At 67.6% G+C, this 22,269-nt stretch carries 21 protein-coding genes; 6 read left to right on the forward strand and 15 right to left on the reverse strand.

Going from position 1 to position 22,269, the window contains the following annotated elements; translation table 11 throughout:
- Positions 1 to 64 precede the first annotated feature (64 nt).
- Complete coding sequence (locus AC1DFR_RS05255) at positions 65 to 388, forward strand: DUF4229 domain-containing protein (protein WP_476872896.1); 324 nt, start codon at positions 65 to 67, stop codon at positions 386 to 388.
- Positions 389 to 654: 266 nt separating this feature from the next.
- Here the strand turns inward: AC1DFR_RS05255 and AC1DFR_RS05260 are convergent, their stop codons facing one another.
- The 6 genes from AC1DFR_RS05260 to AC1DFR_RS05285 all read right to left on the reverse strand — a co-directional run bounded on the left by AC1DFR_RS05260 (position 655) and on the right by AC1DFR_RS05285 (position 6,418).
- On the reverse strand, positions 655 to 1,536 hold the full coding sequence (locus AC1DFR_RS05260; RefSeq protein ID WP_028276409.1) for a 1,4-dihydroxy-2-naphthoate polyprenyltransferase: 882 nt from the start codon (positions 1,534 to 1,536) through the stop codon (positions 655 to 657).
- A 73-nt stretch (positions 1,537 to 1,609) separates the two neighbouring features.
- Entirely contained in the window at positions 1,610 to 2,755 is a 1,146-nt protein-coding gene (locus tag AC1DFR_RS05265; RefSeq protein ID WP_476873030.1) for an AMP-binding protein, read from the reverse strand.
- A 23-nt stretch (positions 2,756 to 2,778) separates the two neighbouring features.
- Entirely contained in the window at positions 2,779 to 3,747 is a 969-nt protein-coding gene (locus tag AC1DFR_RS05270; protein ID WP_476872897.1) for a 1,4-dihydroxy-2-naphthoyl-CoA synthase, read from the reverse strand.
- A gap of 21 nt (positions 3,748 to 3,768) precedes the next feature.
- On the reverse strand, positions 3,769 to 4,209 hold the full coding sequence (locus AC1DFR_RS05275) for a VOC family protein (RefSeq protein ID WP_476872898.1): 441 nt from the start codon (positions 4,207 to 4,209) through the stop codon (positions 3,769 to 3,771).
- A 39-nt stretch (positions 4,210 to 4,248) separates the two neighbouring features.
- On the reverse strand, positions 4,249 to 5,526 hold the full coding sequence (locus tag AC1DFR_RS05280; RefSeq protein WP_476872899.1) for a S1C family serine protease: 1,278 nt from the start codon (positions 5,524 to 5,526) through the stop codon (positions 4,249 to 4,251).
- Positions 5,527 to 5,656: 130 nt separating this feature from the next.
- Positions 5,657 to 6,418 (reverse strand): lysostaphin resistance A-like protein, encoded by a 762-nt coding sequence (locus AC1DFR_RS05285; protein WP_476850208.1) that lies wholly within the window; start codon positions 6,416 to 6,418, stop codon positions 5,657 to 5,659.
- A gap of 185 nt (positions 6,419 to 6,603) precedes the next feature.
- Between AC1DFR_RS05285 and AC1DFR_RS05290 the strand changes: the two genes are divergently transcribed.
- Together AC1DFR_RS05290 and AC1DFR_RS05295 are read left to right on the forward strand one after the other, a co-directional pair.
- Positions 6,604 to 8,286: an ABC-F family ATP-binding cassette domain-containing protein gene (locus AC1DFR_RS05290; RefSeq protein WP_230008319.1), complete on the forward strand. Its 1,683-nt coding sequence runs from the start codon at positions 6,604 to 6,606 to the stop codon at positions 8,284 to 8,286.
- A 269-nt stretch (positions 8,287 to 8,555) separates the two neighbouring features.
- Positions 8,556 to 10,013, forward strand: a complete 1,458-nt coding sequence (locus tag AC1DFR_RS05295; RefSeq protein ID WP_018775070.1) for an amino acid permease — start codon at positions 8,556 to 8,558, stop codon at positions 10,011 to 10,013.
- 103 nt (positions 10,014 to 10,116) lie between these two features.
- Here AC1DFR_RS05295 and AC1DFR_RS05300 read toward each other — a convergent pair whose 3' ends face one another.
- Genes AC1DFR_RS05300 through AC1DFR_RS05325 form a run of 6 tightly spaced genes read right to left on the reverse strand, consistent with a single transcriptional unit; the run spans position 10,117 to position 16,629 of the window.
- The gene (locus AC1DFR_RS05300) at positions 10,117 to 10,950 is read right to left on the reverse strand and encodes an aldolase/citrate lyase family protein (RefSeq protein ID WP_476872900.1); all 834 of its coding nucleotides are present in this window, start codon (positions 10,948 to 10,950) and stop codon (positions 10,117 to 10,119) included.
- Positions 10,935 to 11,720 carry a 2-oxo-hept-4-ene-1,7-dioate hydratase gene (gene hpaH / locus AC1DFR_RS05305; RefSeq protein ID WP_459385538.1) on the reverse strand — a complete coding sequence of 262 codons (786 nt, stop codon included), beginning with the start codon at positions 11,718 to 11,720 and terminating at the stop codon, positions 10,935 to 10,937. Before hpaH ends, AC1DFR_RS05300 begins: the two co-directional genes overlap by 16 nt.
- 1 nt (position 11,721) lies before the next feature.
- The gene (gene hpaD / locus AC1DFR_RS05310) at positions 11,722 to 12,810 is read right to left on the reverse strand and encodes a 3,4-dihydroxyphenylacetate 2,3-dioxygenase (RefSeq protein WP_028276400.1); all 1,089 of its coding nucleotides are present in this window, start codon (positions 12,808 to 12,810) and stop codon (positions 11,722 to 11,724) included.
- 48 nt (positions 12,811 to 12,858) lie between these two features.
- Positions 12,859 to 14,373 carry a 5-carboxymethyl-2-hydroxymuconate semialdehyde dehydrogenase gene (gene hpaE / locus AC1DFR_RS05315; RefSeq protein ID WP_476872901.1) on the reverse strand — a complete coding sequence of 505 codons (1,515 nt, stop codon included), beginning with the start codon at positions 14,371 to 14,373 and terminating at the stop codon, positions 12,859 to 12,861.
- Positions 14,374 to 14,429: 56 nt separating this feature from the next.
- On the reverse strand, positions 14,430 to 15,131 hold the full coding sequence (locus tag AC1DFR_RS05320; RefSeq protein ID WP_026537409.1) for a GntR family transcriptional regulator: 702 nt from the start codon (positions 15,129 to 15,131) through the stop codon (positions 14,430 to 14,432).
- A complete protein-coding gene (locus AC1DFR_RS05325) occupies positions 15,124 to 16,629 on the reverse strand; it encodes a fumarylacetoacetate hydrolase family protein (protein WP_476850202.1) in 1,506 nt (501 codons plus the stop codon). Before AC1DFR_RS05325 ends, AC1DFR_RS05320 begins: the two co-directional genes overlap by 8 nt.
- A 249-nt stretch (positions 16,630 to 16,878) precedes the next feature.
- Here AC1DFR_RS05325 and AC1DFR_RS05330 point away from each other — a divergent pair, with 249 nt between their 5' ends.
- Positions 16,879 to 18,792 carry an FAD-binding monooxygenase gene (locus tag AC1DFR_RS05330; RefSeq protein WP_476872902.1) on the forward strand — a complete coding sequence of 638 codons (1,914 nt, stop codon included), beginning with the start codon at positions 16,879 to 16,881 and terminating at the stop codon, positions 18,790 to 18,792.
- Between the two features lie 45 nt (positions 18,793 to 18,837).
- On the opposite strand, the gene AC1DFR_RS05335 is transcribed toward AC1DFR_RS05330, so the two are convergent.
- The 3 genes from AC1DFR_RS05335 to AC1DFR_RS05345 form a co-directional block, all read right to left on the reverse strand.
- On the reverse strand, positions 18,838 to 19,695 hold the full coding sequence (locus tag AC1DFR_RS05335; protein WP_223913646.1) for a prephenate dehydratase: 858 nt from the start codon (positions 19,693 to 19,695) through the stop codon (positions 18,838 to 18,840).
- Between the two features lie 88 nt (positions 19,696 to 19,783).
- On the reverse strand, positions 19,784 to 20,557 hold the full coding sequence (locus tag AC1DFR_RS05340; protein WP_476859286.1) for a dienelactone hydrolase family protein: 774 nt from the start codon (positions 20,555 to 20,557) through the stop codon (positions 19,784 to 19,786).
- A 102-nt stretch (positions 20,558 to 20,659) separates the two neighbouring features.
- A complete protein-coding gene (locus AC1DFR_RS05345) occupies positions 20,660 to 20,836 on the reverse strand; it encodes a CsbD family protein (protein ID WP_476872903.1) in 177 nt (58 codons plus the stop codon).
- 175 nt (positions 20,837 to 21,011) lie between these two features.
- On the opposite strand from AC1DFR_RS05345, the gene AC1DFR_RS05350 reads away from it, so the two are divergent.
- Positions 21,012 to 21,485: an SRPBCC family protein gene (locus tag AC1DFR_RS05350; RefSeq protein ID WP_476872904.1), complete on the forward strand. Its 474-nt coding sequence runs from the start codon at positions 21,012 to 21,014 to the stop codon at positions 21,483 to 21,485.
- The gene (locus tag AC1DFR_RS05355; protein ID WP_476872905.1) at positions 21,485 to 22,162 is read left to right on the forward strand and encodes a pentapeptide repeat-containing protein; all 678 of its coding nucleotides are present in this window, start codon (positions 21,485 to 21,487) and stop codon (positions 22,160 to 22,162) included. Before AC1DFR_RS05350 ends, AC1DFR_RS05355 begins: the two co-directional genes overlap by 1 nt.
- The last annotated feature ends 107 nt before the right edge of the window (positions 22,163 to 22,269 follow it).

A 22,269-nucleotide genomic window follows, 5' to 3' on the forward strand; every position in this document is an offset into this window, starting at 1 on the left:
CACCGCGGACGAGGGGAGCGGGATGGCCGAAGCAGCGCGCCGTCCTGGCGGCTAAACTTGAGGCGTGGCTTTCCTCAAATACACCCTTATTCGACTGGCGCTGTTTGCGCCCTTGTTTGCGCTCTTTCTCTACCTGCAGCTGGGGGTGCTCCTAGCCGCCCTGTGCGCCGGGATGATGTCCTTCGCCGTCAGCTTCCTGTTCTTCCAGAAGCAGCGCGACGCGGCCACCGCGACGCTCCACCACCGGTTCTCGGGCAAGGCCAAGCCGATGCGCAGCGCAGGAGAGGTGGCCGACGCCGAGGCCGAAGACCGCCTCGTGGACGAGAACCCCGACATTGCCGTCCGCACGGACGACCGCCCCAAAGATTCCCGGCAACCGGGGGCCTGAGCCCCCGGCCTGGTCCCCTGAAGCCCTGCAAGCCCCGGGAGCCCGCGGCCCTGAGCCCGCGGGCTGGTCCCCTGTGGCCCCGGCAACCGGGGGCCTGAGCCCCCGGGTTGGTCCCCTGAAGCCCCGGGAGCCCGCGGCCCTGAGCCCCCGGGCTGGTCCCCTGCAGCCCCTGGAAGCCCCGGGAAACCGCGGCCCTGAGCCCCCGGGTTGGTCCCCTGAAGCCCCGGGAGCCCGCGGCCCTGAGCCCGCGGCCTAGAAGCCCCCGCCTAGAACCCGTGGCTGAGGACGAGCCCGATTGAAAACAGCGCGGCGAAGCCGAGGTTGATTAGTCCGGTCTGCTTCAGGACCGGGATCAGGCTCTTGCGGCGCCGCCCGGCGATCATCAGCCAGGACGGCATGAGGCTGGCGGGGATCAGCAGGAGCACGATCAGCATCCAGGGCCGGGCGGGGGCCAGGACGATGACCAGCAGGATCGCGACGGCCAGCATCAGCACATAGCTTTCGCGCGCATGCTTGTCCCCGAGCCGCACGGCCAGGGTCTTCTTCCCCGCCTTCCTGTCGGTCGGGATGTCGCGGACGTTGTTGGCCATCAGCAGGGCGCACGCGATCAGCCCCGTGCCGATCGCCCCAATGATCGCGGCCAGGCTCAACTGCCCCGCCTGCGTGTACGTGGTGCCCAGCGTTGCGACGAGGCCGAAGAACACAAACACGAAGACGTCGCCCAGGCCGAGATAGCCGTACGGGTTCTTGCCGCCGGTATAACCCCAGGCGGCCAGCACGCAGCCGACGCCGACCAGGATCAGCCACCAGGCCTGCGTGATGATCACGAGGATCAGGCCGAACAGCATCGCCAGCCCGAAGGCTGCGAACGCGGCCCGTTTGACGTGCTCCGGGCTGGCCGCCCCCGAGCCCACCAGCCGGAGCGGACCCACCCGGTCCTCATCCGTGCCCCGGATCCCGTCCGAGTAGTCGTTGGCGTAGTTGACGCCGATCTGCAGGAGCAGGGCGACCAGGGCGGCCAGCACGGCGTTCAGCAGGATGAACGAATCCATCTCGTAGGCGGCTGCGCTGCCGATCAGCACCGGTGCGATTGCGGCCGGCAGGGTGCGCAGTCGCGCGCCTTGGATCCATTGTGCGGCTGTGGCCACGGTCAGTACCTCGTTGGTTGGTTGAATGCTCGTTGGTGGTTTGAGTTGCCGGCCGGAAGCCGGAAGCGCTTGTCTATTTTCCCTGATGGAGGGCGTCCAGCCGGACCGTCATGCCCAGCCGGTCCGGTTTCCCGTTGGGCAGCATGAGCAGTTCCGCGGCGGGCAGCACGGTTTTCGGGGCCAGTGCGCCCAGCGACGGTGCCCAGGTCTGGTTCCGGCGGTCGGCGAACGCCGCCAGCCCTTCCGGGGAACTGTCGGCCACTGCGACGTACGCGGCCAGGGCGTGGCCCCACTCCGCGGACGGCACACCGGCGACAAAAGCCGCCCGCACGCCGTCGAGCTTTTCCAGCTCAGCCTGGACATGGGCGGCGGAAACTTTGACGCCGCCGGTGATGACGACGTCGTCGGCCCGGCCGAGCACGGTGAGCCGGCCGTCGGCGTCCAGTTCACCGAGGTCATTGGTCCGGTACCAGCGGACGCCGTCCGCTTCGATGAACGCCGCTGCCGAGAGCTCTGGGGCCTGAAGATAGCCGGCGGCAATGGTTGCCCCGCCCAGCAGGATGCGGCCGTCGTCCTCCACCCTGACCAGGACGTCCTCGAGCGGGAAGCCGTCGTACACGCACCCGCCGCAGGTCTCGGACGAGCCGTAGGTAGTCACCACCCGCACGCCGGCGTCCCGGGCCGCGTCGAGCAGCTGCGCGGACGCGGGTCCGCCGCCGAGCAGGATGGCGTTGAAGCGCCGCAGCACCGCCAGCGTCTCGGCGGAGGGCGCGTCCAGCAGGCGCTGGAGCTGGGTGGGCACCAGCGAGGTGAAACGGAGCTTGTCCGTGAGCTCCAGCGCCGCGGCGGTGAAGGCCTCCGGCGAAAAACCGCCGGAGAGGTCCATGGCCCACGGGCGGGTCCCGGCAAAAAGCGAGCGGACCAGCACCTGGACGCCGGCCACATACTGGACGGGAAGGGCCAGCAGCCACTGGCCCTCGCCCTTGAGCGCAAAGGCGGTCGCCACAGACGAGGCCGCCAGGGCATCGACGGTCAGGACGGTCGCCTTCGGCGTGCCGGTGGACCCGGAGGTCCGGACCACGACGGCCGCGTCCTCGATGCCGGCCGTGTCAGGAAATCCCAGCACCGGCGAGCCGTCCGGCCCGGCGGAGAGTTCGACGGCGGGCCCCTCGCCGTGGAGGGCAGCAGCCAGCGCCTTGAGCGCAGGCTCGATGTTCATGGCTCCGGAAGTCACAGCGCGCCTTAGAAGTAGTACGGGAAAGCGGACCAGTCGGGATCGCGCTTCTCGAGGAAGGCTTCCTTGCCCTCCACGGCCTCGTCCGTCATGTACGCCAGGCGGGTCGCCTCGCCGGCGAAGACCTGCTGGCCGGCCAGGCCGTCGTCGGCGAGGTTGAACGCGAACTTGAGCATGCGGATGGCCTGCGGGGACTGCCGGGCAATGTCAGCGGCGTACTCCAGGGCGACCTCCTCGAGGCGTCCGTGGTCCACGGCCTCGTTCACGGCGCCCATCCGGACCATGTCCTCGGCCGAATATTCGCGGGCCAGGAAGAAGATTTCCCGGGCGGACTTCTGGCCGATCTGGCGGGCCAGGAGGGCCGAGCCGTAGCCGGCGTCGAAGCTTCCCACGGTGGCGTCGGTCTGCTTGAACTTGCCGTGCTCGCGGGAGGCGATGGTGAGGTCCGAGACCACGTGGAGGGAGTGCCCGCCGCCGGCTGCCCAGCCGTTGACGACGGCGATGACCACCTTGGGCATGGTGCGCATGAGCCGCTGGACTTCCAGGATGTGCAGCCGGCCGGCGCGGGCGGGATCGATGGATTCCTTGGTCTCGCCGTCGGCTGAGTTTTGTACTACGTACCGGTACCCGTCGCGGCCGCGGATCCTCTGGTCCCCGCCCGAGCAGAACGAGTGGCCGCCGTCCTTGGAGGAGGGGCCGTTGCCGGTGAGCAGGACGGTGGCCACGTCCGGGGTCATCCGGGCATGGTCCATGGCGCGGTAGAGCTCGTCCACGGTGCCGGGCCGGAAGGCATTGCGGACCTCGGGGCGGTCGAAGGCGATGCGGACGGTGGGCAGGTCCCGGACCACCTCCCCGTCGGCGGAGCGCTCCACCTGCCGGTGGTAAGTCATGTCCTGGAAGTCGTCGAAACCGGACACGGTGCGCCACCGGGAGGGGTCAAAGACGTCGGATACCTTGGCGGGGATTTCGTTGCTCACAGTCCGAGTCTAGTAATCGCGTCAGCTGATGCAGAACTCGTTGCCTTCCGGGTCCGCCATGGTGTGCCAGGAATGCGGTCCCTGACTGGCGGACCAGAGGAACGTGGCGCCGCGCGCTTCAAGGGCGGCCCGCACGGCGTCCTTGTCCCCTCCCGAGAGCCGCACGTCCCAATGGACCCGGTTCTTGACAGTCTTTTCCTCCGGGACAATCTGGAACAATACGCGGTGGGCGGGCGCCTTGGCGTCGAGTTCCTCGGGCGGGCGGATCGCGGCACCCTCGCGCCACACGAGCTGGCCCCGGTGCGTGGTGGTCTCCGCCTCCGTCGCGAAGCCCCGCTCGATCATGGAGTGGATGAAAACCTCATCCTGCGGCTCCACGGCCCATTCCAGGGTTTCGGCCCACCAATCGGCGAGCTCGTGCGGGTTTTTGCAGTCGACGACTATCTGGATTTTCAGTGTCATGGGAAGAACCTACGACGTCGCGGCCCGCGGCGGTAGGGTTCAGGCGCCGCAAGGCACCGGAGGCCCTTGCGGCGTAAGGGAGTCCGCGATCCGCCAGATCGATCCATCCCAGGTCATCAGGTAGTCGAGCTTCCATTCCGAGCAGGACTGCCCGTCGGGCCCGTGCTGCGCGTCCTGAACGGTCCTCAGCCGGACGGACGCCGTGAGATCGGGTCCGGCAGCGGATACGTCCTCGACCTCCAGCGTGCGCCAGAAAGACGAGCCGAGCCCCTCCCGCCATGTCTCGAGTCCACCCATCCGGTCCTGCATCTCGGGTGTCAGTATGGCGAACGCGAGGTCGTATGCGCCGCGGTTGATGGACTGGCCATGAAATACCAGGCTCTGGGTGATGTTGGCGGCCTGCGGGTGATCGGAATTCACCGTAACGTCTATCGCGCTGGTGTCTGCCGGTGCCGGCAGGCCGCAGCTTGTAGGGGACAGCGAAGTGGTGCGGTTCTTCCAGCTCTCGACGGCGAGGACAGCCTTGCGGGCATCCACAGCGAAGGCCGTGCCTTCGGCACTGTAGTTGCCTTCGCTGCCTGCACCGAAAACCCAGGCCCGCTTGGAGCTCACGACTCCTGCCACCTTGCCGTCCATGGTCAGCAGCGGGCCGCCGCTGTTTCCAGGATTGATGGCGGCGTCGGTCTGGATCAGGTTGCTGACCGTCCTTGTGCCGATTGTCTGCTCCCGGTTCAGTCCGCTGACGCGTCCCGCGGTGAAGGTCAGGTCGGCGTCCAGGGGAAAGCCCAGCGCCGCCACGTCTTCGCCCAGTGCCGGGGGAGCGCTGACGAAGTCGAAGATGTGGCCGCTGACCGGGCGGGCGGTGCGCAAAAGAGCAAGGTCGGCCGCCTCATCAATACCGAGTACCTGCGCGCTCGAGATCTCTGTTCCGAGGCTGATGCTGATGGCGGCTTGGTCCTTCACGACGTGTGCGGCGGTGACGATGAGGTCATTCTCGATGAGGAAACCGGTACCGACGCCGCCTGCGTCGCACAGCGTGACGTTGATCTTTGCTACTCCGGAGCGGACACTCGCGACGGTGCCGGCCCACCCGCCCGGCTGTCGGCTTCCGGTAGCGACCGGGTCGGGTGCCGTGACGGCCGCCTGGCTGGTTGGCGGCGGGGTCGCCGGCGCTGCAGACGTGGCCGTTGGGGTGGCCGGTGCAGCCGGTGCAGTCGGTGCGGCGCCGGGAAGGGACACGCAGCCGCTCAGCGCGAGAAGTGTCGTCATCGCCGCAGCTGCCGGGAGTGCGAACATTCGGTGGGCGTGGGCTTTCATGGCAGTCCTCCCCAATACAAGGTTGCCGCTCCAGCCCTCCCAAACCATCGCGAAGTGCCCTCAAGATAACGCATGCGCCGGCGAACAACCAGAGGGGAGCCGGGTGCCATGCGCCGCCGCGCTGCTTCGGTTACCCCTGCACTTGCTGCAGCTGTTCGAGCACCTCGGGCGGAATGGCGTAGATGAAGACGACCGCCAGGAGGTTCTTGGAGGCGTGGACGAAGTAGGAGAACATCACGTTCTTCCCGGTCCAGACGTACACGAACACCAGGACGGCGCCCATGGCAAGGTACGGCATCAGCACCTGCAGGGTCATTTGCTCCTGGCCCACGATGTGCAGGGCCGCGAAGAGGACCACGGACATGATGCAGCAGACCCAGAGGTTGACCCGGCGGCTCAGTTTGCCGATCAGCAAATGGCGGAAAATGTACTCCTCGACGAACGGGCCGACCAACACCAGCAGGGGGACCATGAGCCAGACCGGGACCTGCTGCATGAGCGCCTGAAGGCCCGCCTGGTTGGCGGAGGTCTGCACAGGTCCGCTGAGGGCCACGAGAACCGCGGTGAGAATGAGCATCGCCACGACGGTCAGCGGCACCATGAGGGCCGTGAACCAGGGCCTTGTGGCAAGGACGCGGAGATCACGGACCGCAACATGCCGCGCGGCGGTCAGGGCAAGGACGCCGACCGTTGCGTAGAAGATCAGGTTCACCGCGTAGGACGCCACCGCAGGATTGGGCGATATCTGCAGCAGCAGCGGCTCCAGCAGGCTGCCCGCCACGGCGAATAGACCGGCCACGGCAACATAGAGTCCAACAGTGATGAAATCCAGCCGGGAGAACCGGTAAAGCTCCGGCTGCGGCGCGGGTGGTGTACGGAGAGCTGTGCCCATGCCCCCAGCCTAGTGCCGAGGCAGGAGGACGCGGTCCAGCTGATCCCCGGCGCCATCGCAGACCTGACGCCCGACGGCGGCACCCGCCTCAGTGCCCGGGGCCTCAGTGCCCAGTGGCGGCCGGCGGTGCCATACTGAGGACGCAAGCCGCCGTCGGGCAGGCTGGCACCTACTGCGAGGACTCCTTGAGCGAACATCTCCGCCTTTCGGGCGTATCCCACGGCTATGGGGACCGCCAGCTCTTTGCCGGCGTCGACGTTGCCATCACGGCCGGTGAACATGTGGCGATCGTCGGCGAAAACGGCGCGGGCAAATCCACACTGCTGCGGATCCTGGCCGGTTTTGAGGCCCCGGACGAGGGCACGTCCGTCAGCCACGGCCGCGTGGGCTACCTTGCCCAGACCCACGGCCTGCCGGAGCTGTTCACTGTCAGCGACGCGATCGACGCCGCACTGGAATCGCTCCGCGCGCTGGAGGCCGAGCTGGACCGTCTGGAGGACGGGCTGGCCGGCGCGGAAGCTGACGAACTGGAGCGCTACGGAAACCTGCAGACGCAGTACCAGCTCCGGGAAGGCTACGCCGCGGAATCCCGGGTGGAAGCGGCGCTGGACAGGCTCGGCCTGGGCGGGCTGGACCGGATGCGGACGCTGGGCTCGCTCTCCGGCGGGGAACAGGAACGGGTGGCACTGGCCTGCGTTCTCGCCGATCCCGCGGACATTTTGCTCCTGGACGAACCCACCAACCACCTGGACGCCAGCGGTACGGCCTGGCTGGAGGCGCGGCTGGCCGCGCACCGCGGCACGGTGGTGGTGGTCTCCCACGACCGCGTGCTGCTGCGCAAAGTGGCCTCAACCGTGATTGAGGTCGATGCCGAGCGCCGGTCGGTCAACCGGTATGGCAACGGTTACGAAGGCTACCTGCGGGAGAAGGCTGCCGAGCGCCAGCGCTGGGCACAGCAGTACCACGGGTGGCTGGACGCGATGGCGGCCGAACGGCTCCAGGCGGACACGGTTGCCGGCAAGATGGGCTACGCCCGCCAGCGCGACGGCGACAAGATGGGGTTCGACTTCAAGGCCGGCACGTGGCAGAAGGCGGCCACCAGCAAGGTCCGCAACGCCCAGGAGCGTCTGCGCCGGCTGGAGGCAAACCCGATTGACCGTCCCCCAGTACCCCTGAAACTGGCAACGGATCTGCGGGCGGACGTGGCCGAAGGCCCGGCGCTCGAGGCGAAGGGGGTCGCGGTGCCCGGCCGGCTGGAACCCACGGATTTCCGGGTGGAAGCCGGCCAGAAGATCCTCATTACGGGCCCCAACGGTGCCGGGAAGTCCACGCTGCTCTCCGTCCTCGCCGGCACGTTGGAACCGGCCCAGGGCAAAGTGGTGAGGCACGGCCGGATCGGCTATCTGCAGCAGGAGTTGGAACTCCCGCAGCGCCCGGGACTGCGGCTCCTGCCCGCCTTTGCCGCGGGCCTGGGCGGCAATGTCGATGAGCACGCCGAGGCGCTGCTGCGCCTGGGGCTCTTCCGGACCAGCGAATTCCACGTGCCGGTGGGCAGCCTATCCGCGGGGCAGCAACGCAGGCTGGCGCTGGCCCGGCTCCTGCTGGGCGGCTTCGGGACGATGCTGGTGGATGAGCCCACCAACCACCTGGCGCCCGTGCTGGTGGAACAGCTTGAAGCGGCCCTGTCCGAGTTCGCAGGGACACTGGTCATGGTCAGCCACGACCGCGCGCTGGGTGAGTGGTTCAGCACCTGCGCCCGGCGAGGAACGAGCCGAGAAACAAGGCACGGCGCCAGGCAGGAAACCGGGCACGGAAACGGCGCCGGTAACTGGCTCCGGTACTCGATGCGCGACGGCGCCCTGGCGTAGCAGAACGATTCGCCGGAGCCTGCGCGGACCAAATAGAACATTATTCGGCTATTTGGCAGATTTGGTGTCATTAATTAGGCATAGCGCCTGACTGCTGTTGCCCGCGTCACGGCCGGTCCGGGAATTCCAGTACGATGGATGAGCCGCGCGAGGGTTTGACTCCTTGTGAGGTTCGGTACATCTTGCTGTCCCACCGGGCAGAAACCCGAATGGAATGTAACCGAATCCCGGTCCCGTCCCGGCCATAATCCGACCTACAAGGAACCGTTGTGCCATCAATTACCCCCACAGAACTCCAGAGCGCGCCCGCGGAATCCGCCGTCGACTCGACCCTCAGCGCCGAGGGCTATAAGAAGACCCTGAGCGGGCGCCACGTGACGATGATCTCGATGGGCGGCGCAATCGGCGTCGGCCTGTTCATGGGCGCCGGCGGACGCCTGGCCTCCACGGGCCCGGCGCTGATCTTCTCCTACGCCATCGCCGGCGTGATCGCCTACCTGCTCATGCGGGCGCTGGGCGAACTCATCATGTACCGCCAGACCTCGGGCTCCTTCGTCAGCTACGCCGGCGAAATGTTCGGCAAGAAGGGCGCCTTCCTCTCCGGCTGGATGTACTTCATCAACTGGGGCATGACCGGGATCGCCGAACTGATCGCGATCGGCCTGTACTTCCAGTTCTTCTTCCCCAACGTGCCGGTGGAAGCCTCCGCGATTGCCGCCCTCGCGCTGCTCGTGGCCGTCAACCTGCTCAGCGTCAAGGCGTTCGGCGAGTTTGAATTCTGGGCGTCCTGCCTTAAGGTCGGCGCCATCCTGATCTTCCTGGCCGTGGGCACCTTCATGGTGGTCACCAACGCCAAAGTCGGCACGGGCCACGCCTCAGTCGCCAACCTCTTCGCCGACGACGGCGGGATGTTCCCCAAGGGCGCCCTGGTGATGGTCCTCGTGCTCAACGCCGTGATCTTCGCCTACAACGGCATCGAACTCGTCGGCATCACCGCCGGTGAGATGGAAAACGCCAAGCGCGAAGTGCCCAAGGCAATCCGCGCCGTCGTACTGCGCATTGTGGTGTTCTACGTCGGTTCCGTGCTGCTGCTGGCCATGCTGCTGCCCTCGGACCAGTACAAGGCCGGCGTGTCCCCGTTCGTCACCGTGTTTGGCCAGATGGGCCTCGGCTGGGTGGGCGACGTGATGAACATGATCGTCATCACCGCCGCACTGTCCTCCTGCAACTCGGGCCTGTACTCGATCGGCCGTGTCTTCCGCACCATGGCCAACAACGGGCACGCCCCGCAGTGGCTCACCAGGATGTCCAAGCGCCACGTGCCGTACGCGGCCATCCTGGCGATCGCCGCCTTCTACCTCGTGGGCATCCTGCTGAACATCTGGCTCGGCGGCTCGCACGCCTTCGACCTCGCGCTGAACACCGCCTCGATCGGCGTGATCTTCACGTGGGGCGCCATCTTCGCCAGCCAGATCGCGCTGCGCCACCAGAAGGGCCGCGTCTCCAGCCTGCCCATGCCGGGCTCGCCGTGGACCAGCTGGGCCGGGCTGGTCGCGCTGCTGGCCATCACCGTGCTGATCGGCTTCGACACCATGACCAGCAAGACCGGCGAGGTCTTCCACCTGGGCCTGTGGACCCTGGCGACCGTCCCGTTCTTCGCCCTGGTGCTGTGGCTGGGCTGGCAGAAGGTCAAGAACAACGCGCCCAAGAGCGAGCTCTACAGCTAGGACCCACCGGTCCCGACGCGTAGCGTAGCGCGGCGACGGCGGCAGCCACCTGGCAAAGGTGGCTGCCGCCGTCGCGTTTAGCTGCGTTTAAAGCGGAGGGCCCTCAGTAGCTGGCGGGGGTGCCGCCGGGCTCAGCCACCGCATCCGGTGGGATGTAGTCGGCGGCAAGGGCCTCGGAGCCGCGGGCCAGGATGGACACATCGGCCCCGACCAGCACGAACGCGGCGCCGGCGGCCAGGTAAGCGCGGGCCGTTGCCGGGTTGAAGGCGTTCACGCCGGCAGGTTTGCCGGCCGCTGTGGCGGCGGCGAGGCAGTGTTCGACGGCGGCGCGTACCCGGGGGTGTTCCTGCTGGCCCAGCAGCCCCATGGAGGCGGCGAGGTCGGAGGGCCCGAGGAAGATCGCGTCCACGCCCTCCACTTCGAGGATCTCCCCGACGGCGGCCACTGCGGCAACGGATTCAATCTGGACGGTGACGCTGACGGTGCCGGAGGCGCGGGCGAGGTAATCCGGGATACGGTTCCAGCGCGCGGCCCGGGCAAGGGCCGAGCCCACCCCGCGGACGCCGTGGGGCGGGTAGCGGGTGGCGGCCACGGCGGCCTCCGCCTCGGCTGCCGAGTTCACCATGGGGATCAGCAGGTTCTGGACGCCCAGGTCCAGATACTGCTTGATGAGCACCGTGTCATTCACCGGCGGCCGGACCACCGGATGGACCGGGTAGCCGTGCACGGCCTGCAGTTGGGCCAGGATGGATTCGAGGCCGTTGGGGCTGTGCTCGGCGTCGATCAGGAGCCAGTCCAGGCCGGACCCGGCGCAAAGCTCGGCCACCAGGGGACTGCCCGAACACACCCACATCCCGGCCAGCGGCCGGCCGGCAGCGCCGGTTTGGTTGCGCAGGGCGTGCTTGAAGGTTGCGTCGGGTTCTACTCGAAGCGGCATGTGATGCTCCCCAGGGGTCCGTAGTCGGCGTGCACGGTGTCACCCTTGTAGACCCAGAGGGGCCGGGTGAAGGAGCCGGCGAGGATGATGTCGCCGGCTTTCATGCCGTCGCCGTGGGCGGCGATCTTGTTGGCCAGCCAGTGCACGCCGTTGGCCGGGTGGTCCAGGACGCCGGCGGCCACGCCGGTTTCCTCCACGGTCTGGTTCTTGTAGAGGATGGCGGAGACCCAGCGCAGGTCCACGGCGTCCGGGCGGACGGGGTTGCCGCCGATCACCATGGCGCCCATCGCCGCGTTGTCCGCGATGGTGTCCACGATGGTCCGGCCCTCCATTTCGATCCGGGAGTCCAGGATCTCCAGGGCCGGGACCACGTAGTCCGTGGCGGTCAGGACGTCGAAGATGGTGCAGCCGGGACCGGCGAGGTCCTTCTTCAACACGAACGCGAGCTCCACCTCCACCCGGGGATGGGTGTACCGGTCCCAGTCCACGGAGCAGCCGGTTTCCAGCACCATGTCATCGAAGATGGCGCCGTAGTCCGGCTCGGTGATGCCGGTGGCGGCCTGCATCGCCTTGGACGTGAGGCCGATCTTGCGGCCCACGAGCCGGCGTCCGGCGTCCTCGTTGCGCCGCCGCCACAGCCGCTGGACTGCGTAGGAGTCCTCCACCGTCATCCCCGGGTAGCGGGTGGTCAGGCGGGGGACCGGTTTGCGGTTCCGGCCGGCTTCCAGCAGTTCGTCTGCGATGGCCTCGATCGTCGCGGAATCCAGCACGCTAAACCTGCGCCCCGAGCTTGAATCCCGTCGCTTCTCCGGCGGAGCCGTCCTCTTCCTTGCGGGTGTACGAGAAGCCGTCGGCGCCCACGGTCACGGCCATCTCGCTCTTTTCCTCACGGACGATCACGGGCTGCGGGTTGCCGTCGAGGTCCAGGACCAGAGAGGCCTCGGTGTACCAGGAGGGGACCACGGGGTTGCCCCACCAGTCACGGCGCTGGTTGTCGTGAACGTCCCAGGTGATGGTGGGGTTGTCCGGGTCGCCGGTGTAGTAGTCCTGGGTGTAGATCTCGATGCGGTGGCCGTCCGGGTCCAGGATGTAGAGGTAGAAGGCGTTGGAGACTCCGTGCCTGCCAGGGCCGCGTTCGATCCGGTCCGAGATGCGCAGGGCGCCCATCTTGTCGCAGATCTGAATGATGTTGTGCTTCTCGTGCGTGGCGAAGGCAATGTGGTGCAGCCGCGGGCCGTTGCCGCCGGTCAGGGCGGTGTCGTGCACGGTCTGCTTGCGATGCATCCACGCGGCGTACGTGACGCCGTCGGAGTCCTTGATGTCCTCGGAGACGCGGAAGCCCAGGTCCTCGAGGTACGCCCGGCCGCGCGGGACGTCCGGGGTGACCTGGTTGAAGTGGTCCAGCCGGACCAGTTCGCCGGCGGAGTAGAGGTCGTAGCGCTGCGTAAGGCGCTCGACGTGTTCGGTCTCGTAGAAGAATTCGTAGGGGAAGCCCAGCGGATCCTCGACGCGGACGGCGTCGCCGATGCCCTTGGTGAAGCCTTCCTTGCGGCGCTCGGTGCGGCAGCCCAGTTCCTTGTAATAGGCCTCGGCCGCGTCCACCTCGGCCGGCGACTTCACCCGGTAGGCGAAGGCGGCCGCAGCGGCCACGGGCCCCTTGCGCAGCACCAGGTTGTGGTGGATGAACTCCTCGAGGGAGCGCAGGTAGATGGTGTTCTCGTCTTCCTCGGTGACGTGCAGGCCCAGCAGGTCCACATAGAACTGGCGGGACTTGGCGAGGTCCGTGACCACGAGTTCCAGGTAGGCGCAGCGGACGATGTCCGGGGCCGGGACAGTGGGGGTGGGGACGAAGTTGGTCATGGTGCTCTCTCTTCTTTGAAAGGGGTCTGGGTGGCGCCGGCGGGAAACTTAGGCGCCGAATTTGGGCGTATGGACGGTGCCCAGGGTGATGTGGACAGCCTGCTGGTCGGTGTAGAAGTCGATCGAGCGGTACCCGCCCTCGTGGCCCAGGCCCGAGGCCTTGACGCCGCCGAAGGGGGTGCGGAGGTCGCGGACGTTGTGGCTGTTGAGCCAGACCATGCCGGCCTCGACGTTTTGGGAGAAGTTGTGCGCGCGGGTCAGGTTCTGGGTCCAGATGTACGCCGCGAGCCCGTACCTGGTGTTGTTCGCCAGGGCGAGGGCTTCCTCGTCGGTATCGAACGGGGTGATGGCGACGACGGGGCCGAAGATCTCCTCCTGGAAGATCCGCGCGTCCGGGGCGACGTCGGCGAACACCGTGGGTGCGATGTAGTTGCCCTCGGGCAGGTGGTCAGGGCGGCCGCCGCCGGCCAGCAGCCGGCCCTCGGACTTGCCGATCTCCACGTAGGAGGCCACCTTGGCGTAGTGCTCGGGGTGGACCAGCGCGCCGACCTCGGTCTTGGGGTCGTGCGGGTCACCGACCACGATGTTCCTGGCCCGGGCGGCGTACTTGTCGCAGAATTCCTCGTACACGGCGCGCTCCACCAGGATTCGGGAGCCGGCGGTGCAGCGCTCGCCGTTGAGCGAGAAGACGCCGAACAGGGCGGAGTCGATCGCGGCCTCAAGGTCGGCGTCGGCGAACACGACGCACGGTGACTTGCCGCCGAGCTCCATGGAGAGGCCCTTGAGGTTGGCCGCGGCGTTGCGGAAGATGGTCTGGCCGGTGGTGGTTTCGCCGGTGAAGGAGATCAGCGGCACATCCGGGTGCTTGACCAGGGCGTCGCCGGCTTCCTCACCGAGGCCGTTGACCAAGTTGAAGACGCCGTCGGGGAGCCCTGCGTCCTTGAAGATCGTCGCCCAGAGCGAGGCCGAGAGCGGGGTGAATTCGGCCGGCTTGAGGACCACGGTGTTGCCGGTGGCCAGGGCCGGGGCGAGCTTCCAGGACTCGAGCATGAACGGGGTGTTCCACGGGGTGATGAGCCCGGCGACGCCGATCGGCTTGCGGTTGACGTAGTTGATCTGGGCGCCGGGGACCTTCATGGCGTCGTCGAACTGGGCCACGATCAGGTCCGCGAAGAAGCGGAAGTTCTCGGCCGCGCGCAGCGCCTGGCCCTTGGCCTGAGTGATGGGCAGGCCGGTGTCGAAGGTTTCGAGCTCGGCCAGGCGGGCCTCCTGGGCTTCGACGGCGTCGGCGATCCTGTTCAGGACCCGGGCCCGCTCGCGCGGCTTCATCTTCGGCCACGGGCCGTTGGTGAACGCCTCGCGGGCCGCGGCTACGGCGAGGTCGATGTCTTCCTTCTGGCCGGCGGCGGCGGTGGCGTAGTTGGTGTTGGACACCGGGTCCAGGACATCGAAGGTCGCCCCGCCCACCGAATCAACGAAGTCGCCGTTGATGTAGTGCTGGATGTGGGTGGGAAGGCCCTGCGGAACGTAGTGAGTGGTGGTTTCTGCGGCAGTAAACGTCATTGTTTTTCCTTACTGATAGTGCAACGCGGGGTCACTTACGGCCCATGCCGGGCGCCTTAATGGGCGCTAAGTGACCCCGCGTTGGTTTGGGCGAGGTACGCGTCCAGGGTGGCGCTGCGGTGGCGGCGGGCGGCCTTTTCGATGTCATCCGGGCTGGCGCCGGATTCGATGAGCTGCAGCAGCGCCTCGTGCTCGTCGACGGATTCGTGGGCCCGGCCCGGGACGAAGCGGAACGTGGAGGAGCGCAGTGACGCCAGCCGGTTCCAGCCCCGGTGGACGAGGTCCAGGATGTGCGGGTTGGGGCAGTGCTCGAACAGGACGCTGTGGAAGTCCTGGTTCAGCCGGGTGAACCGGACGGGGTCGAAGTGCTGCAGGCATTCGCGCATCTCGGCGTTGACTGCCCGGGCGCGGGCCACGTCCGCCGCCCCGATCAGCGGGGCCGAGAGTGCCGTTGCGGCGCCCTCAACGATGCTGAGGGTCTGCATCGTGTAGAGGTATTCGGTGGGGTCGATTCCGGACACAGTGGCGCCGACATTCCGCTCGAACTTGACCAGGCCCTCGGCCTCGAGCCGGCGGATCGCTTCGCGGACCGGCACCACGCTGACGCCCAGGTCCTCGGCTATCTTGGCCAGCACCAGCCGGTAGCCGGGGGAGTAGGTCCCGTCCACGATCCGGGCCTTGACGGCCGCATAGGCCTGCTCGGATTTGCTGCCGGAAGTCGCGGCCGGCGTGGCTGCGGCCCTGGCTGTCTCAGTCATTGGCCTTGCCTGCTTCCCATTCCTGGTACCGGGTCCGCCAGGCGGCGTTGAGCGGGTAGAGGCCGTCGACGCTGTGGCCCTGCTGCACCATCTCGGCGATGAAGGTTTCCTCGCGTTCCTGCGCGATGGAGTCGTCCGCGAGCTCGTCGGCGAGGGCCGGCGGGATCACCAGGATCCCGTCGGCGTCCGCGACGATGATGTCCCCGGGCTGCACGGTGGTGCCGCCACAGGCGATGGTGATGTCCGTGTCCCAGGGGATGTGCCGGCGGCCCAGGACGGCCGGGTGCGGGTTGGCATAGTACGTAGGCATGTCCATGGCGGCCACGGCGGTGAAGTCGCGCACGCCGCCGTCGGTGATGATGGCGGCGGCGCCGCGGACCTGGGCGCGCAGGGCCAGGATGTCGCCGATCGTGCCGGTGCCCTTTTCGCCGCGGGCTTCCATCACCAGGATCTCGCCCTCGTTGACGGAATCGATGGCCTTCTTCTGGGCATTGAAGCCGCCGCCGTGGGTCGTGAACAGGTCCTCGCGGTTGGGCACGTAGCGCAGGGTCCGGGCCAGGCCCACGATCCGCCGCTCCGGGCGGGTGGAGGACAGGCCGTCGATGCTGACGTTGTTCAGGCCGCGCTTGCGCAGCTGGGAGGACAGGGTGGCCGTGCAGACGGACTCCAGTTTGGCCTTCAGCTCCGGGGACAGGCCCGGCGTCCCTGCCGGCTGGGCGGCGGCGAGGCCGGCCGCTTCACGGGAACCGTAGGCTTCCTCCCGCTGGAGATCATCGGTCTTGGGCCGGGCGCCGAAGTCCGCGAACGGCGTCGTGCCTTCCTCCACCCGGGTGACCAGCCGGCCGGTAGTGAGCCCGCCGCCGGCGGCGCCTCCCGTCGTCGCGCTGACTTCCACCTCGACGACGTCGCCCGGCGTGGCCACCGACGCCCCGGCGGGGGTGCCGGTGAGGATGATGTCGCCCTCTTCGAGGGTGAGCAGCTGGGACAGGTCGGCCACGAGCCGGGCGAACGGGAAGAGCAGGTCCACGGTGGTGTCGTCCTGGACCAGTTCACCGTTGTGCCACGTGCGGATCCGCAGTTTGGCGGGATCGACGGCGTCTGCCGCGATCAGGCCCGGGCCCACGGGCGTGAAGCCGTCGCCGCCCTTGGAGCGGAGGTTGGAGCCCTTGTCCGCGTAGCGGAGGTCGTAGACGCCGAGGTCGTTGCTGGCGGTGACCCATTCGACATGGCTCCACGCATCCTCGAGGCCCACGCGGCGGGCGGTCTTGCCGATGATCAGGGCGATCTCGCCCTCGTAGCCGAGGAGTTCGCAGCCGGCCGGGCGCTCCACGGTTGAAGGCGCTGATGCAGAACCGAGAGCCAGCGACGAGGACGGCTTCAGGAAGTAGGAGGGCTGCTCGGGTGTGCGGCCGCGCTGGGCTGCCCGGCTGGGGTAGTTGATATGCACCGCGATGACCTTGCGGGCCGCGGCCAGGATGTGGTCGGTGACCTGTTCCAAGTATTACTCCTCATCGAGTACGAAATCGTATACGAAACACTATGGCCCGGAAGCCGGGGAGCGTCAACCCCTTGCGCGGGGATGTTTGCCGGGGCATTTGCCGGGGCCTGTGGGGACACTTGTAACCTGCGTCATATCTGACGTACAGTTTTGGATCAGGGACCGAAATTCTATTATCGAACGTCACGTTCTAATATCGAACACGCTAGGTCGGCGACAGGCCGCCACACAACGAAGTGAGGAAAGCCCGTGCATTTCCACCACCACGGCTACGTATCCGGTGACCCGCGGGTCCAGCCGGCCGCCGGCGCCGGCATCGACCGGCCCACACACCTTCCCGACGAGGTAGATGTGCTGATCGTGGGCTCCGGCCCCGCCGGCATGCTCGCCGCAGCCCAGCTGTCCCAGTTCCCGGGCGTCACCACCCGGATCGTGGAACGCAGGCCGGGCCGGCTCGCGATCGGCCAGGCCGACGGCATCCAGGCCCGCAGCGTCGAGACCTTCCAGGCCTTCGGTTTCGCCGAGCGGATCATCGCCGAGGCGTACCGCATCACGGAGATGGCGTTCTGGAAGCCGGATCCCGCGGACCCCTCGAACATCGTCCGCAGCGCCCGCACCCTCGATGACCCGGGCGGGATCAGCGAGTTCCCGCATCTCATCGTCAACCAGGCCCGCGTGCTCGACTACTTCGCCGAGTTCATGGCCATGTCCCCGAGCCGCATGAGCCCGGACTACGGGCTGGAGTTCCGCGGCCTGGAGGTCACCGGCGAGGGCGAGTACCCGGTCGCCGTGACGCTGGCGCACACCGCCGGTCCTGACGAGGGCCGGGAGCGCATCGTGCGGGCCAAGTACGTGGTGGGCGCGGACGGCGCCCGCAGCAAGGTGCGCGACTCGATCGGCTGCACCATGGCGGGCGACCAGGCCAACCACGCGTGGGGCGTCATGGACGTGCTCGCCTCCACGGATTTCCCCGACATCCGGCTCAAATGCGCCATCCAGTCCCACGACGGCGGCAGCATCCTGCTGATCCCGCGCGAGGGTGGGCATCTCTTCCGCATGTATGTCGATCTCGGCGAGGTCGCCGCGGACGACCGCGGTGCGGTCCGCAAGACCACCATCGAGCAGATCATCGCCAAGGCCAACGCGATCATCCACCCCTACACGCTTGACGTGCGCAACGTGGCCTGGCACAGCGTGTACGAGGTGGGCCACCGCCTCACCGACAGGTTCGACGACGTCCTCCCGGAGGAGCTGGGCACCCGCACGCCGCGGGTGTTCATCACCGGCGACGCGTGCCACACGCACAGCGCCAAGGCCGGCCAGGGCATGAACGTCTCCATGCAGGACGGCTTCAATATCGGCTGGAAGCTCGGCCACGTGCTGGAGGGACGCAGCCCGGAGAGCCTGCTGTCCACGTACTCGGCCGAGCGGCAGGTGGTCGCGAAGAACCTGATCGACTTCGACAAGGTGTGGTCGACGCTCATGGCGAAGAAGCCCGAGGAGTTTGAAAACCCCTCCGAGCTCGAGGACTTCTACGTGCGCACCGCCGAGTTCCCTGCCGGCTTCATGACCGAGTACTCGCCGTCGATGGTCGTCGCCGAGGCCACGCACCAGCAGCTGGCCACCGGCTTTCCCGTCGGCAAGCGCTTCAAGTCCGCGCCGGTTGTGCGGGTCTGCGACACCAACCCGGTCCAGCTCGGCCACCAGGCCACGGCGGACGGCCGCTGGCGCATCTACGTCTTCGCGGACCAGGCGGCGCCAGCACAACAGGCGGGGGCCCCGTCGCCCGCCGCGGACCTCGCCGCGTGGCTGGCCAGCGCGCCGGACTCGCCGCTCGCCGCCACCCCCGCGGGGGCCGACCGTGACGCCTGGTTCGACGTGAAGGTGATCTACCAGCAGGATCACACTGGCATCGACATCGGCAACGTCCCCGCGGTGTTCAAACCGGAGGTGGGGCCGTTCAAGCTCCCCTACCTCGAAAAGGTCTACGGCACCGACCCGGCGGCGGACATCTTTGAGTTGCGCGGCATCGACCGCGGCGGCGTCATCGTGGTGGTGCGCCCGGACCAGTACGTGGCCACCGTCCTGCCGCTGACGGCGACGGCGGAGCTTGCCGCGTTCTTCGCACCCCTGTTGCGGGCAGGGCGGCCCGCGGCGGTGTGACCGCGTGGAGTTGGCCTTCTTCGCAAGGTTTGTCCGGGCTGGCGGTCAGAGGCCGGCTGCCTGCCTGGACCTGTATTCCGCGGCGGGGTAGACGCCAAGGATGCGTACCTCTGTGGTGAAGAACTCCAGTTCCTCCAGCGCCAGTCTGAGCGGCAAATCCTCGGGGTGCCCCTCGACGTCGGCCATGAACATCGTGGCCGCAAATTCATTGCCTACCATGTAGCTTTCCAGCCGCGTCATGTTTACCCCGTTCGTGGCGAATCCTCCCAGCGCCTTGTAGAGGGCTGAGGGGACATTCCGGACACGGAATACAAAGCTGGTGACGGCCGGTCCGGACAGGATGTCCCGGGCCGGCAGAGGCTTTTCCCGTGCCAGAACCACGAACCGCGTGGTGTTGGAGGGGTCATCCTCGACGGCGGAGGCGAGCACCTCCAGGCCATAGAGTTGAGCCGCGAGTGGAGGAGCGAGCGAGAGTTTGGTGGGATCGTTCCAGTCGCGCACTTCCCGGGCGGACCCGGCAGTATCGCCGGCGATCACGGGGCGCAGGCTGGCGGAGCGGATCAGACGCCGGCACTGCCCCAACGCGTGGAGGTGGCTGTGGACCTCGGTGGCTGCCTCGATGGTGCTGCCCGGGATTCCCAGCAGGTCGAAGTGGATGGGCAGAAAATACTCGCCGACGATCTGCAGCCCGGACTGGGGCAGCAGCACATGGATATCGGCCACCCGGCCGGCAATGGAGTTTTCGATCGGAATCATGGCCAGGTCGGCGGTGCCGACGGCCACCAGTTCAAAGGCGTCTTCGAAACTCGCGCAGGGAACGCTCTCCAGTTCGGGGAACATCTGCATGCACGCAATATTGGAGTTGGCGCCCGGTTCACCCTGGTACGCAATCTTCTGGGCCATGCTCCGTATGGTTTCACGCCAGGCGCCCGCTCACCCAAGTAAGACGCGACAGGGCCGTTTGAGGACCAAAAACGGTCCCTGCCGCGACTCAGCTGGGGTTCAGATACTTGGCGAAGTGGTCCTCGATCCGCTGCCAGGCTTCCGGGGCCGATTCCGGATCCGGGCCGATGCCCATGACCCGCATGAGCGGCCGCAGCACTTTCGGCCCGGTCTCCACGTCGTTGAGGAAGGCGTGCCCGGCGTGCGGGAACTCCTTCACGTCGTTCTCCACGCCCAGCCCGTCGAGCACAGCCGCGAGTTTCGCTGCTTCGCCGGGCAGGGTGCGGTCCCGGCCGCCGAAGTTGGCCACGATCGGGCAGGCACCGGCGAGGGCCTCCCGGGGGTCTTTTGGGCGCCGCCCGTAGTTGACGGCGGCGGCGTCGAAGCCGTCATTGGCCAGCAGCAGGGCGAAGCCGCCGCCCATGCAGAAGCCGATGACGCCGATCTTGCCGGTGGTCCGGCCGGTTTCGCGCAGCCAGTCCCGGGCGGCGGCCAGATCGGTGAAGGCCCGGCCCTCGCCCGCGGACAGCGCGCGCATGGTGGCGACGAGGCAGCGGCGCGCCCCGCCGTCGCTGTACAGGTCAACGGCCAGTGTCAGGTAGCCGGCCGCCGCCATCCGGTCGGCGTGGCGGACGGTGATGTCGTCCAGGCCAAACGCCTCATGGACCATCAGGACCGCGGGGAACGGCCCTTCGCCCTGCGGCGTCGCCAGGTAGCCGCGCAGCGCCGGCGAACCGCCGGCGGCGGCACCGGACCGGCCGAGGTCAGTATTGCTGAGATCCCGGGCGGCGGGCTTGCCGCGTCCTGCGTGTGTCCGTGCCATTCTGACCCCTCCGTCGTCTGTGGGGCCATTCTTGCACGGGCGCAAAAAAGCGGCGCCGGAGATCCCCCAAAGGAAAATCCGGCGCCGCCAACGTCCTAAAGACTAGTCCTTCTTGAAGGCGTCCTTGACGGTTTCGCCGACCTTCTTCGCGTCGGCTACAACCTGGTCCTTCTGGCCCTCGGCGCGCAGCTGGTCGTTGCCAGTGGCGTTTCCGGCAGTTTCCTTGGCCTTGCCGCCGAGGTGCTCCGCTTCGTTCTGAATCTTGTCTCCGACACCCATGGTGTAGGCCACCTTTCGTTCCGGTTGAAAATACTGTCCGATCAGCCTAACACAAAGCATGCTTACTAATTCAAGGGGTCTCGCAGGGTAATTCTCCGGAGCGTCATCCGCGGCAGCGGCGGTGCGGTTCGCGAAAGGATGAAATCCCCCCGGCCCGCGGGCTAGGCTCGAGGTCATGAACCACAAGACCACTCTCACGCAGCACATCAATGCTCCGACGGACGCGGTCTGGGCGGTGGTGTCGGACATTCCCGGATCTGCGGCGACCCTGTCCGGCGTCGAATCGATCCAGATGCTCACCGACGGACCCTATGCCGTGGGTACCCGCTGGAAGGAGATCCGCACCATGATGGGGCGCGCGGAAACGGTGGAGATGTGGGTTGCCCGGTCCGAGGCGCCGTCGAACGGCCGGGCCGGCAGCACCACTGTGAAGGCCCTCCAGGGCGGCGCCGACTACACCACCAGGTTCGCGCTCGCGGAGCGCGGCGGGGGAACCGACCTTACGCTGACCTTTGGCGCCGAAGTCATCAAACCGACCCGGTTCAGCAGGATCATGCTCACCGTGTTCGGTCCGCTCGGGATGCGCATCACCCGCAAGGCGCTTGCAAAAGACCTGGCGGACATCGCGGCCAAGGCCGAGTGCCAGTGATGGTCCGGCGCGCTGCGGCTGAGAAAACCCCCAAGGTCACCGCCCCCCGGCTCGCGCCGGTCCGTCCCGGGGATCTGCAGGACGACCCTGCCCCGGAGTTCCGGCGGGGTGTTCGGTACGACGGCGTCCGCTACAGCCGCGCGTCGGCAGACGGTCTGGACCTGGGCGGTACGGACTTTGCCGAGTGCGAATTCACCGGGATGTCCTTCAATGAGACGCAGCTGCGGGGCGCGACTTTCCGTGACTGCATCCTGGCCGAGACGTACGCCCCGGTGCTGATGGCGGCCCGGACCAGCCTGCGGGATGTCGAGATCGGCAACCCCCGCTGGGGATCGGCGGAGCTCTATGAAAGCGGCTGGCAGTCCGTGCGGATCGACGGCGGCAAACTCGACTACGTGAACCTGCGCGGGTCCAAGCTCACGGACGTGCAGATCAGCGACTGCATCATTAACGAGCTGGATCTGGGCTCCTGCACCGCCACGCGCGTCGCTTTGAAGAACTGCACGATCGGCACCCTCGATTTCACCGGAGCCCGGCTCAAGGACTTCGACCTCCGGGGCACCGACTTCCGCACCGTCAGCGGTCTGGGCAGTCTGTCCGGCCTCGTCGTCGACGATCACCAGCTCACCCTGCTCGCTCCATTGCTCGCGGCTCATCTGGGCGTCGTCGTCGCGTAATCCGGCGGCATCCGGTTGACCCCCTTGCCCCGCCGTGTAATCTTTATAGAACGAACGGTCGGTAAATTACTCTGCTGCCGGCCCCGCTTTCTTGGTGAAGGATGTTC

The organism is Arthrobacter sp. 05T410, assembly GCF_056396505.1.

Coding starts and splice junctions, on each gene's coding strand:
- AC1DFR_RS05265 (WP_476873030.1), bottom strand. CDS start 2,755: ATGAACATCGAGCCTGCGCTCAAGGCGCTGGCTGCTGCCCTCCACGGC.
- AC1DFR_RS05275 (WP_476872898.1), bottom strand. CDS start 4,209: ATGACACTGAAAATCCAGATAGTCGTCGACTGCAAAAACCCGCACGAG.
- AC1DFR_RS05280 (WP_476872899.1), bottom strand. CDS start 5,526: ATGAAAGCCCACGCCCACCGAATGTTCGCACTCCCGGCAGCTGCGGCG.
- AC1DFR_RS05285 (WP_476850208.1), bottom strand. CDS start 6,418: ATGGGCACAGCTCTCCGTACACCACCCGCGCCGCAGCCGGAGCTTTAC.
- AC1DFR_RS05300 (WP_476872900.1), bottom strand. CDS start 10,950: ATGCCGCTTCGAGTAGAACCCGACGCAACCTTCAAGCACGCCCTGCGC.
- hpaD (WP_028276400.1), bottom strand. CDS start 12,810: ATGACCAACTTCGTCCCCACCCCCACTGTCCCGGCCCCGGACATCGTC.
- hpaE (WP_476872901.1), bottom strand. CDS start 14,373: ATGACGTTTACTGCCGCAGAAACCACCACTCACTACGTTCCGCAGGGC.
- AC1DFR_RS05320 (WP_026537409.1), bottom strand. CDS start 15,131: ATGACTGAGACAGCCAGGGCCGCAGCCACGCCGGCCGCGACTTCCGGC.
- AC1DFR_RS05335 (WP_223913646.1), bottom strand. CDS start 19,695: ATGGCCCAGAAGATTGCGTACCAGGGTGAACCGGGCGCCAACTCCAAT.
- AC1DFR_RS05340 (WP_476859286.1), bottom strand. CDS start 20,557: ATGGCACGGACACACGCAGGACGCGGCAAGCCCGCCGCCCGGGATCTC.
- AC1DFR_RS05345 (WP_476872903.1), bottom strand. CDS start 20,836: ATGGGTGTCGGAGACAAGATTCAGAACGAAGCGGAGCACCTCGGCGGC.
- AC1DFR_RS05350 (WP_476872904.1), top strand. CDS start 21,012: ATGAACCACAAGACCACTCTCACGCAGCACATCAATGCTCCGACGGAC.
- AC1DFR_RS05355 (WP_476872905.1), top strand. CDS start 21,485: ATGGTCCGGCGCGCTGCGGCTGAGAAAACCCCCAAGGTCACCGCCCCC.